The organism is Streptomyces sp. L500, from assembly GCF_054551825.1.
Genome location: NZ_JBTOLC010000040.1, coordinates 25,933 through 37,462 on the forward strand (window position 1 = coordinate 25,933; position 11,530 = coordinate 37,462).

Annotated in this window: 8 protein-coding genes; 5 read left to right on the plus strand and 3 right to left on the minus strand. The window is 72.9% G+C overall.

The window, feature by feature from the left end:
* The first annotated feature begins 32 nt into the window (after positions 1-32).
* Together ACX9I7_RS26495 and ACX9I7_RS26500 are read left to right on the plus strand one after the other, a co-directional pair.
* Positions 33-1,202: a CaiB/BaiF CoA transferase family protein gene (locus ACX9I7_RS26495; RefSeq protein WP_387567948.1), complete on the plus strand. Its 1,170-nt coding sequence runs from the start codon at positions 33-35 to the stop codon at positions 1,200-1,202.
* Between the two features lie 133 nt (positions 1,203-1,335).
* A complete protein-coding gene (locus ACX9I7_RS26500) occupies positions 1,336-2,562 on the plus strand; it encodes an SGNH/GDSL hydrolase family protein (RefSeq protein ID WP_459388748.1) in 1,227 nt (408 codons plus the stop codon).
* Between the two features lie 90 nt (positions 2,563-2,652).
* On the opposite strand, the gene ACX9I7_RS26505 is transcribed toward ACX9I7_RS26500, so the two are convergent.
* Positions 2,653-4,449 (minus strand): ABC transporter ATP-binding protein, encoded by a 1,797-nt coding sequence (locus ACX9I7_RS26505; RefSeq protein WP_387567943.1) that lies wholly within the window; start codon positions 4,447-4,449, stop codon positions 2,653-2,655.
* 158 nt (positions 4,450-4,607) lie between these two features.
* Here ACX9I7_RS26505 and ACX9I7_RS26510 point away from each other — a divergent pair, with 158 nt between their 5' ends.
* Positions 4,608-5,051 carry a MarR family winged helix-turn-helix transcriptional regulator gene (locus ACX9I7_RS26510; RefSeq protein ID WP_358621583.1) on the plus strand — a complete coding sequence of 148 codons (444 nt, stop codon included), beginning with the start codon at positions 4,608-4,610 and terminating at the stop codon, positions 5,049-5,051.
* Between the two features lie 108 nt (positions 5,052-5,159).
* Here the strand turns inward: ACX9I7_RS26510 and ACX9I7_RS26515 are convergent, their stop codons facing one another.
* Positions 5,160-6,773, minus strand: coding sequence for a peptide-N4-asparagine amidase (locus tag ACX9I7_RS26515; RefSeq protein ID WP_459388749.1), 1,614 nt, complete (start codon positions 6,771-6,773; stop codon positions 5,160-5,162).
* 158 nt (positions 6,774-6,931) lie between these two features.
* Between ACX9I7_RS26515 and ACX9I7_RS26520 the strand changes: the two genes are divergently transcribed.
* Together ACX9I7_RS26520 and ACX9I7_RS26525 are read left to right on the plus strand one after the other, a co-directional pair.
* Positions 6,932-8,854 carry an ABC transporter transmembrane domain-containing protein gene (locus ACX9I7_RS26520; RefSeq protein ID WP_459388750.1) on the plus strand — a complete coding sequence of 641 codons (1,923 nt, stop codon included), beginning with the start codon at positions 6,932-6,934 and terminating at the stop codon, positions 8,852-8,854.
* Positions 8,851-10,632 carry an ABC transporter ATP-binding protein gene (locus tag ACX9I7_RS26525; protein ID WP_459388751.1) on the plus strand — a complete coding sequence of 594 codons (1,782 nt, stop codon included), beginning with the start codon at positions 8,851-8,853 and terminating at the stop codon, positions 10,630-10,632. Before ACX9I7_RS26520 ends, ACX9I7_RS26525 begins: the two co-directional genes overlap by 4 nt.
* A gap of 29 nt (positions 10,633-10,661) precedes the next feature.
* On the opposite strand, the gene ACX9I7_RS26530 is transcribed toward ACX9I7_RS26525, so the two are convergent.
* Positions 10,662-11,453 (minus strand): metal-dependent hydrolase, encoded by a 792-nt coding sequence (locus ACX9I7_RS26530; protein WP_387567931.1) that lies wholly within the window; start codon positions 11,451-11,453, stop codon positions 10,662-10,664.
* Positions 11,454-11,530: the final 77 nt, after the last annotated feature.

Here is an 11,530-nt window from a genome sequence, read left to right on the forward strand (position 1 = left end):
CTGTCAACCGTGCTCGTTCCCAAGGAGGAAGCGTGCCGGAACCACCCCTGCGCGGCATCACGGTCGTCGCCCTCGAACAGGCCGTAGCGGTCCCCTTCGCCACCCGTCAGCTCGCTGACCTGGGGGCCCGCGTCATCAAGGTCGAGCGGCCCGGGCGCGGCGACTTCGCCCGGGACTACGACCGCAGGGTGAAGGGCCTCTCCGCCTATTTCGTCTGGGTCAACCGGGGCAAGGAGAGCGTGGTCCTGGACCTCAAGGACGCCACGGACCGGGCGCTGCTCGACCGGCTCCTCGCCCGCGCCGACGTCTTCGTGCAGAACCTCGGCCCCGGCGCCGCCGAGCGACTGGGCCTGGCTCCAGGCCCCCTGCGGGCCCGCCACCCCCGCCTGATCACCTGTGACGTCTCCGGCTACGGCGCGAGCGGACCCTACCGGGACAGAAAGGCCTACGACCTGCTGGTGCAGTGCGAGGCCGGGCTGGTCTCGCTCACCGGAACCCCGGACTCCGTCGCCCGGCCCGGGATATCCGTCGCCGACATCGCCGGAGGAATGTACGCCTTCACGGGCATCCTCACCGCCCTGTACGAGCGCGAGCACACCGGCGAGGGCTCGGCCCTGTCCCTCTCCCTCTTCGACGCGCTCGCCGAGTGGATGGGACAGCCGTACTACGCGGAGGCGTACGGCGGGGCACCCCTGGCCCGCACCGGGGCCCGGCACCCGTCCATCTCCCCCTACGGGCACTACGGGTGCGGCGACGGCGGCCAGGTCTTCCTCAGCGTGCAGAACGACCGCGAGTGGCGGGCACTCTGCGAACGCGTGTTACGCCGACCGGAGTTGGCGGGCGATCCACGCTTCGCGGACAATCCGCTGCGCCACGCCCATGACGAGCAACTGACGACCGTCATCGAGGAGTGCTTCGCCGGGCACACGGCTGAGGGCGTCCTCGCCCTGCTGGACGCCGCGGGCATCGCGGCCGCCCGGCTGCGTACGGTCGCCGAGTTCGCCGCGCACCCCCAGTTGGTGGCGCGGGACAGATGGCGGGAGTTCGGCTCGCCCGCCGGTCCGCTGCGCGGGCTGCTGCCGCCGGTGACGGTGGCGGGCCGGGAGGCGGTGATGGGCGCGGTGCCCGCGCTCGGGGAGCACACGGCCGCGGTCCGCGCGGAGTTCGGGGAGCCGGAGGGTCCGGGCGACCGCCGAGGGTGACCCTGCCGGTGGTAGGCACGCTGTGCGTACGCGAAGCCGGGGGCTGGGTGGGCCGGGCCGCGGTCGGCAGGATCGTCCCGAAGCGGAAGATCGCCGGGGAACCGGCGGACCCATCCAGAAGGGGGACGGACCCATGGCTGTACGGACAGCGGGCCTCGACACGGCGGCACGGACCGGGGCGACGGGCGGAGCGGACACGGGGACCCGGTGGCGGGCGGGCTGGTCGGCCCCGGTGCAGCGGCCGAGCAACGGCTTCGAGGAGAACTGGGCGGAGAGCGGCTTCGACCGCCAGTCCGTGCGCCAGGTCGTCCGGGTGACGGGCGGCGGCTCCGGGGCGCGGATCCGGCTGTCGAACCGCTACGGCGCGGCGCCGCTGACCGTGGACGCCGCGTCGCTCGCCCTCGCCGGTGCGGGCGCCGGGGCCCGGCCCGGCACGCTGCGGCCGCTGACCTTCGACGGGGCGTCGTCGGTGGTGGTACCGGCGGGCGGCGAGGTCGTGAGCGACCTTGTGGAGCTGTCGGTCGAGCCGCTGTCCTCGGTCATGGTGACCCTGTACTTCGCGGGCCCGACGGGACCGGCGACCTTCCACGCGCAGGCTTATGCCACGAGTTTCAGAGCGCCCGGCGACCGGACCGCCGACGCCGGAGCCGAGGGCTTCGCCGAGCGGACCCACTTCTGGTACTACCTCTCCGACGTGGAGGTGACGGGCGGTGCCGGAGCGGCCTCCGGGACGGTGGTGGCCTTCGGCGACTCCCTCACCGACGGCTTCGGCTCGACGGCCGACACCGATCGGCGCTACCCCGACGCGCTCGCCGAGCGGCTGCGGGCCGCCGGCCGCTCCTGGGCCGTGCTCAACGCGGGCATCGGCGGCAATCTGCTGCTCAACGACTCGCCGTGGTTCGGCGAGCGGGCGCCGGCCCGTTTCGACCGGGACGTCCTCGACAAGCCCGGCGTCCGCTCGGCGATCGTCCTCGTCGGCCTCAACGACATCGGGTTCAGCGAGGTGGACCTGCCCACCTACCGGCCCAACCCCCAGGTGTCGGTGGCCGAGCTGACGGCCGGATACGCGGAGCTCGTCGAGCGGGCGCACCGGCGTGGGGTCAAGGTGATCGGAGGAACGATTCTGCCGTTCAAGGGCGCCGAGTACCACACGCCGCGGGCCGAGGCGAAGCGCATCGCGCTCAACGAGTGGATCCGCACGTCGGGGGTCTTCGACGCGGTGGCCGACTTCGCCGCCGCCCTGGCCGCCCCGGACGACGCCCAGACGCTCGACCCGGCGTACGACAGCGGGGATCACAAGCACCCGAATGACGCGGGGTACCGGGTGATGGCCGAGGCTGTGCCGCTCGAGTCGCTCTAAGGCCCGGTGGCGGGGTGGTGCGCGGCCGGGCGGGCCGGCAGGCCGGGCCCGGCCGTCCGCCTCGGGCACGGGTCGGGCCTGACCGCAGGGTCAGACCTTGGCCACGAGGGGGATGTCGCGCCGGACCAGCGCGGCGTAGCGCCCGTCGTCGGCGAGGAGCTCCTGGTGGGTGCCGCGCTCGGCGATCCGGCCGCCGTCCAGGACGACGATCTGGTCGGCGTGGCGGACGGTGGAGAGCCGGTGCGCGATGGTGATCGTCGTACGGCCCGCGGAGAGGGTGTCGAGGGCCTGCTGGACGGCGTGTTCGGTGTGGGTGTCCAGGGCGCTGGTCGCCTCGTCGAGGATGAGCACGGGCGGGTCGCGGAGGATCGTGCGGGCGATGGCGAGGCGCTGTTTCTCGCCTCCGGAGAAGCGGTAGCCGCGCTCGCCGACGAGGGTGTCGTAGCCGTCGGGCAGTGAGGCGACGTAGTCGTGGATCTGGGCGGCCTCGGCGGCGGCTCTGATCTCCTCGTCCGTGGCGTCGGGTTTGGCGAAGCGGAGGTTGTCGGCGACGGAGGCGTGGAAGAGGTAGGTCTCCTGGGAGACGACGCCGACCGCCCGGGCGAGGGTGTCGAAGTCGAGGTCGCGCACGTCCTCCCCGTCGATGAGGACCCGGCCGCCGGTGACGTCGTAGAGGCGGGGCACGAGATAGCTCAGGGTGCTCTTGCCCGAGCCGGTGGGGCCGACGACGGCGAGGCTGCCGCCTGCCGGGATGGCGAGGTCGATGCCGCTGAGGGCCGCGCTGCCGGGGCCGTAGGTGAAGGAGACGTTCTCGAAGACGACCTCGCCGCGGATCTTCTCCAGGCGGACCGGGTGCGCGGGCTCGGCGATCTCCACGGGCAGGTCGAGGTACTCGAAGATCCGCTGGAAGAGGGCGGCGGAGGTCTGCACCTGTACACCGGTGGACAGCAGCGCGACGGTGGGCCGGAAGAGGCCCTGCTGGAGGGAGACGAAGGCCACGAGCGTGCCGAGGGAGATGCCCGGGCCGCCGGTCCGCAGGGCGATGCCGGCCGCCCAGTAGATGAGGGCGGGCATGGCGGCCATGACGACGCCGATGGTGGACATGCGCCAGCGCCCCGCCATGTTGGTGCGCACTTCCAGCTCGACGAGCCGCTCGGACTCCTCGGTGAAGGCCTTGGTGAGGGAGTCGGCCCGGCCCATGGTGCGGCCGAGCAGGATGCCGCTGACGGAGAGCGATTCGGTGACCATGGAGGCCATGGCGGCCATCTGGGTCTGCCGTTCGGCGGTGATCCTCTTGCGTTCGTCGCCCACGCGCCGTCCTATCCAGACGAAGAGCGGCAGCAGGAGGAGGGAGACGACCGTCAGCCGCCAGTCCAGGGCGACCATCGCGACGATGGTCGCGATGACGCTGGTCAGGTTGGAGACGAGCGAGGTGGCGGTGGAGGTGACGGTGGCCTGCATCCCGCCGATGTCGTTGGCGATGCGGGACTGCACCTCGCCGGTGCGGGTCCGGGTGAAGAACGCCAGCGGCATGCTCTGGAGCCGCCCGTAGACGGCGGTGCGCAGATCGTGCATCACGCGCTGGCCGACGGTGGTGGAGATCAGGGTCTGGAGCACGCCGAAGACGCTGTTGACGACGGCCGCGGCGATCATGCCGAGCACCAGCAGGCTCAACAGGCCCATACGGCCCCGGGGGATGGCGACGTCGAGGACTTCGCGCAGCATGAACGGCGAGGCGACGGTCACGAGCGACGAGGCGGCGACGAGCAGCGCGACGAGCGCCAGCCGGCCGCGGTACGGGTGGAAGAGGCGGAGGATGCGCCGCACCTGCGCGGGCCGCTCCGGGTCTGCGGGAGGTGGTGTCCAGTCCAGTGCGTCGTGAGGCATGGGCTCCTTCAGCGAGGTCGGGTCCGGGAGTCGGACGGCACGGTGACGCCGGGGCGATGCCGGGCGGTTCATGCGGCATGACACGTCCGGCACCGAACAGAGCATAGCTCACTGTTACCTATGCTCACAATGAAGGCTGTCCTGATAACATTGCGATCATGACGGCCCCCGACACGTCCGGCCAGCTCGCCGAGCAACTGCTGAGGCTGACCCGCAGGCTCCATCGCGCGCAGAAGCGCTATCTGGACCCGGTCGGCATCACGCCCGCCCAGTCGCGGCTGCTCCGCACCGTGGCGCACTACGAGGCGCCGCCGCGCATGGCGGATCTGGCCGAGCACCTGGAGGTCGTGCCCCGGGCGGTGACGACGCTGGTCGACGCCCTGGAGACCAATGGGGCGGTGCGCCGGGTGCCGGATCCGTCCAACCGCCGGGTGATCCGCATAGAGCTCACCGACCACGGCCGCTCGACGCTGCGCGCCCTGCGGGACGCCCGCCGCGCGGCGGTGGAGGACGTCCTGGCCCCGTTGGACGACGACCAGCGCGAGGTGCTGGGCGATCTGCTCGCCGAGCTGCTGACGGGCCCGGCCCGCACCATCCCCTGAACCGCCCCCGCCCTTCCCACCCGCCGCGGGGAGGCCACCCGGCGCACGGACGCGGGGGTGGCACGCGCGTGAACGCGCGCCCCACCCCCGCGTCGCTTCGGGTGACGGTCAGCAGCGCCGGCTGTCCTCCGTCAGCTCGCCCTGGGCCGTGGCCAGGGTGCGGTCGTAGCACGCGCCCGGGCCCAGGAGGCGGTAGCGCTCACGGGAGACCCCCACCGCGTGACGCCGCTCCCGGGGGACGTTCTGGATGTAGGACGCGTTACCGGTGTAGGTGTCGTCCAATCGACTCCAGGTGAGCTGCTTCCCCGCCCGCGTGGTGCGCAGATCGGCTTGGTCGCCCATGGTCAGCACGGTGTCCAGCCGGTCGTCGGGGGCGATGGTGGTGACGCCCTCCATGCTGTAGACGCGGTGGGCCGTGTTCACGGTGGCCGGTCCTCGGCCGGCGACCGTGACGGTCTCGTCGTCCGTCCAGCGGGCGCGCAGCCCGTCGGTGGTCTCGCGGTCCTTCCAGCGGTGCAGCGAGGTGGCGGCCAGCCGGCGGCTGACCGTGGTGGTGACCCGCCCGTGCGAGGTGTTGAGATAGCCGGAGACGGTGAGCGCGTGGCCGGCGTCGGCCGATACCCGGTGCCGGGTGCCGGGCTGGTAGTCGAGACCGTTGCGCGAGGCGCCGTCCTGGTGCCGGGTGAGCGCGCCGGTGACCACGGACGCCTTGGCGTCCTGCCAGACCAGGACGTTGACGGGGGTGTCCCAGCCGCTCTGCCCCTCGGGCACTCCGGCCACCGCGACCGATATCCGGTGCGGTTTGCCGTCGTTCAGCTGTCCCGCGAAGGGCGTGAGGTCGTACTCCACCGGCCGGACGTCGAAGGCGCGCGGGCCGGGGATCACGTACCACAGGAAGGGGTTGGACCAGCCGCCGGTCCACACTGTCGGGTAGGGGGCGGCGATCCCGGCGAGCTTCCCGTCCACCGAGACCCGGACCTCCCGGGTGGGCCCGTCCTTGGACTTGCAGGAGTAGGGCGCGGGCTCCGGCACGGCGAGGTACCAGAACTCCTCGCAGCCGCCGCCCGATCCGGTCGCGTAGACCTCGGCCACGACGCGCTCGCTGTTGCGCGGCACGGTCAGCGCGCCCTCGTACGCCGTGCCCGCCGCCCGCGCGCCGTCGAGGGTGAGGACCCGGTCCGGGGTGGCGGCCGGCTTCACCCGTCCCTCGGCCTTGTAGAAGGTCAGGGTCGCCTTGACCTTGATGACGCCGGTGTAGGTCTCGTTGACGAGGTTGCCGATGAGCATCTCGACGGGCTGCCGGGTACGCAGGGCGGGGGCGTAGCGGGTGACGTCCTTCTCGACATGCCAGGTGATGCCCTGGGGCGACGGTTCGGGGGTCGAGGTGCGCAATACCTCGACACCGCCTATGCGGAGGTAGCCGAGGCGGTCGAACTGCCGCCCGGCGACGGCGCCGTCGAGTCTGAGGACGACCTTGTTCCAGCGGTCTCCGCAGCGCTTGGGGGGCGCGTAGGTGCTCTTGTAGGGCGTGTAGTCGCGGAATTCGGTGTCGGCGACGGTCACGGTGCAGGAGGTGGTGCGAGGGGTGGCCACGGGTGGGCCGGCGGTGATCGGATCGTGCCAGGTGGTGCCGAACTCGGTGGGTGCGGCGGCCGTGGCCGGTGCCGCGCTCAGCGCGAGTCCGGTGGCCGCGGCGCACAGCGCCAGGAACAGTCGTCTCATGGGGCAGGAGTGAAGCGCGTCGCCGGGTGGCGCACCAGTACGAACCCGGCCTGATGGGCGGTGGCCGGACACCCGGCGCGGGAAAACCAGTTGAACCGGACATCTCCCTGCCGAGAGCCTGGCACGGACCCCAACCACCCACTCCGAACCGGGATGTCATGCACATTCGCGATCTGCCGTTCGCCGACCCCGGCCGCCCGGACGTCCGGTCGGGCCCCCGCTTCCTGCTGTGGCTGGGGCGGACCCAGGTGGGCGGCCAGGCCAAGGCGATGTTCTGGGGCACGGTCAACATGGCGTCCGTGGCCCTGTTCCCGCTGGCGGCGGGGCTCGCCGTACAGGCGGTGATCGACCGTTCCGGCGCCCGGCTGGCGCTGGCGGCCGGTCTGATGCTGCTGCTCGGGACGAGCATGGCGCTGGCCGACATGATGCTGCACAGGGTCTCGGTCACCAACTGGATCACGGCGGCGGCCCGGGTGCAGCAGCTTCTGGCCCGCAAGGCCGCCGAGTTGGGGGCGACTCTGACCCGCCGGGTCGCGGCCGGTGAAGTGGTGGCGGTGTCCACGGGCGACGTCGAGAAAATCGGCTGGTTCGTGGAGTCCGTCTCCCGCTTCATGGCGGCGCTGCTCACCACCCTGGTGCTCTGCGTGTCCCTGACGATCTACCAGCCCCTCCTGGGGCTGGTGGTCGCGGCCGGTGTGCCCGTACTGGCGCTGGCGGTGCTGCCGTTGCTGCCGCACGCCACACGGCGGGCCGACGAGCAGCGGGAGAAGGCCGGCCGGGCCACCGAGCTGGCGTCGGACACCGTGGCCGGGCTGCGGGTGCTGCGGGGCATCGGCGGCGAGGAGCTGTTCCTCTCCCGCTACCGCGGCGCCTCCCAGGAGGTGCGCACGGCGGCCGTGCGCAGTGCCCGGATGTGGGCGCTGATAGCGGCGGTCCAAGTGGTGCTGCCGGGGCTGCTGTTGATCGCGGTGGTCTGGTACGGCGTACGGCTGGTCCGGGAGGGCCGGATCGAGGTGGGCGAGCTGGTCACGGTGTACGGCATGGTCAGCTTCCTGCTGCTGCCGTTGCGCCACTTCGAGGAGATCGCCCAGGCCTACTCCTTCTCCCGGCCCTCGGCGGCGCGTGCCGCGAGGGTGCTGGGGCTGGAGCGCGTCGGACCGCCGGAGGGCGACGACCGGGACGCGCCCGGGCCGCGGCCGCGCGGTGATCTGTACGACCCCGTCACCGGGCTCCTCGCACCGGCCGGGCGGCTGACGGCGGTGGTGTGCGGGGACCCCGACGCCGCGGGCCGGCTCGCCGACCGGCTCGGCGGTCACGCCGACGGCGACGGTGGCGCCGACGGGACACCCTCCGTGCTGCTGGGCGGTGTGGCGCTGGACGACCTGCCGCTCGGCGCGGCCCGCGAGGCCGTGCTCGTCCAGGACAAGGACCCGGTACTGCTGTCGGGCACCCTCGCCGAGCTCCTGGACGTGCCCTCCTCGGGAGCCGTGACGGCCGAGGCCGCTCTGGCTGCGACGCAGTGCGACGACGTACTGGCCTCGCTGTCCCGGTCCTCGGCGGACGGGAGCGACGACCCGATGCGGGCCCGGATCACCGAGCGCGGCCGCTCGCTGTCCGGCGGGCAGCGCCAGCGCCTGGCACTCGCCCGCTCCCTGATCACCGACCCGGAGGCACTGGTGCTGGACGAGCCGACCGCCGCGGTGGACTCGCACACCGAGGCGCGGATCGCCGACGGGCTGCGCCGGCTGCGCGCGGGCCGTACGACGGTGGTGTTCACCTCCAGCCCACTGCTGCTCGACCGGGCCGACCGTGTGGTGTTCCTCCAGGAGGGCCGGGTGGCGACGGTGGGAGCGCACGCCGAGCTGCTGCGCACCGACCCCTCCTACCGCGCGGTCGTCACCCGCCGGACGGAAGAGGAACCGGACACGGCGGAAGAAGAGACCGACAAGGAGATGGACGACAAGCCGATGCACGACAAGGCGCTGGACCGCAAGGCGCTGGGCAGGGAGCTCGCCGGCTTCGAGAAGGCCGAGGCCGACGAGGGCGAGCAGATCGGCGAGCAGATCGGGGAAACGGCATGATCGGCCTGGCACCGCCGGCCTACGACCCGGCCGCACCGGAGTCGGCGACGACCCTTCCGGTGGCCGGAAGCACCACGGTCCGGAGCTATGCGAAGGGGATACTGCGCCGGCACCGGGGCGCCTTCGCCCTGCTCGTGGGAGCGAACGCGGTCGCCGTGCTCGCCTCCATGACGGGCCCGTATCTGCTGGGCGGACTGGTCGAAGACCTCGCCTCGGGCGCGCGCGAGTTCCACCTGGGCCGTACTGTCTCCCTCTTCGCCGTCGCCCTGGCCGTCCAGGCGCTGTTCACACGCATGGTGCGGCTGCGCGGGGCGGTGCTCGGCGAAGAGATGCTGGCCGACCTGCGCGAGGACTTCCTCGTGCGGTCGGTGGGCCTGCCGCCGGGTGTGCTGGAGCGGGCGGGCACCGGTGATCTGCTGTCGCGGATCACCACGGACATCGACCGGCTGGCCAACGCCATGCGGGAGGCCGTGCCCGAGCTGGCGATCGGCGTCGTCTGGGCGGGGCTGCTGCTGGGGGCGCTGACCGTCACGGCGCCGCCGCTCGCCCTGTCGCTGCTGGTCACGATCCCGTTGCTGTTCGTCGGCTGCCGCTGGTACTTCCGGCGGGCGCCGGGCGCCTATCGCTCCGAGGCCGCCGGTTACGCGGCCGTCGCCGCGTCCCTGGCGGAGACCGTGGACGCCGGGCGGACCGTCGAGGCGCACCGGCTGGGCCGGGAGCGCGTCGCGCTGTCCGACCGTCGCGTCTTCGAGTGGGTGCAGTGGGAGCGCTATACGTTGTGGCTGCGCTCGGTGCTGTACCCCGTCGTCAACGTGTCGCATGTGCTGCTGCTGTGCGTCGTGCTGCTCCTCGGTGGGTTCTGTGTGCTCCGGGGCTGGCTGTCGGTCGGTGAGCTGACGACGGGCGCGCTGCTCGCGCAGATGCTCGTCGAGCCGCTCGGTCTGATCCTGCGCTGGTACGACGAGCTGCAGGTCGCGCAGGTCTCGCTGGCCCGGCTCGTGGGCGTGCGGGAGATCGGCGCCGACGACGCCGACGAGCGGGTGCGCCCGGCGGGCCGGGACGTGCGGGCGGACCGGGTCCGCTTCGGTTACGCGCCCGGCGGCGACGTGCTGCACGGGGTCTCGCTCGACGTCCGGCCGGGCACCCGGGTCGCGCTGGTCGGGCCGTCCGGGGCGGGCAAGTCGACGCTGGGGCGGCTGCTGGCCGGGATCTACGCGCCGCGGACGGGGTCGGTGACGCTGGGCGGCGCGGAGCTCTCCCGGATGCCGACGGAGCGGGTGCGCCGCCATGTGGCCCTGGTCAACCAGGAGCACCACGTCTTCGTCGGCGCCCTGCGGGACAACCTGCTGCTCGCCCGGCCGGACGCCGGGGACGAGGAGCTGTGGTCGGCCCTGGCCGCGGTGGACGCCGAGGAGTGGGCCCGGGCCCTGGAGAAGGGCCTGGACACCGAGGTCGGCTCGGGTGGGCTCGCGCTGACCCCGGCCCAGGCCCAGCAGATCGCCCTGGCCCGGCTGGTGCTCGCGGATCCGCACACCCTCGTCCTGGACGAGGCGACCTCCCTGCTGGACCCGCGCGCCGCCCGTCATCTGGAGCGTTCCCTGGCGAAGGTGCTGGAGGGGCGCACGGTCGTGGCGATCGCCCACCGGCTGCATACCGCCCATGACGCGGACGTGATCGTGGTGGCGGAGGACGGCCGGGTCAGCGAGCTGGGCAGCCACGACGAACTGGTCGCGGCGGACGGCGCGTACGCGGCGCTGTGGCGCTCCTGGCACCGCTAGCCCGCCGGGCGGGGTGGGGGCCCGGGAGGTCAGAGGAGCTCCAGGGCCCCCAGCCCGCCCACACCGCCGAGGATCATGAAGGCCGGCATCAGGATCTTGACCTCGACGCGGCTGCCGGCCCGGAAGCGCATCGACTTCGGGGGGCCGAGGGGGTACCAGCGCTTGCGCGCTATGGGCAGGGGCCACAGGATCGGGCAGCCGGAGACCGTGAGGGCGTCCCCGATGTCGTGGACGAGCGCGCCGAGGACGATCGGCAGGCCCAGCCACAGGTACTCCTCGCCGGGGCCGGTGAACAGCCAGTGGGAGCCGTTGCCCGGTTGGTCCAGGATCCCGGCGAGGATCCAGGCGCTGGTGGCCCCGAGCAGCCAGACCAGTACGTCGCTGGAGGTCCGGGCCGCCCGCCAGAGCAGCCCCTCGACGGCGAGCACCATATGGACGAAGAGGATGCCGAGCACGGCCCAGCGGTCCCCGGTCATCGCCAGCGCCGAGGCGCCGGCCCCTATCAGCACCGCCCAGAGGGCGGTGTGGGTCAGGGTGCGGTGACCGCCGCTGCGGCGCGGGTCGGCCTTGGACTTCGTGGCCTTGTAGACCGCGTGGGACAGCTGGTCGATGATCCCGCACAGGATCCGCGATATCGGGCCGAAGGAGCGCGATATCGTCGCGGACTTGTGGTCGAGGTCCGGGGCCAGGGCGGCCCCGGCGCAGATCAGGGCGCCGACGACGAGCACGGGCCAGGGCATGGGGTGGTCCAGCGCGGCGGCCGCCGCTCCCACACCCAGCCAGGCCGCCGCCCCGGAGAGCGAATGAGCCGGTCCCATCATCGTCGTGCCACCCCTTCGCCGGCCCGTGCCGGACCTCGCTGACGCCCTGTCGGCCACTCAGCGTAATGCCCGGATGA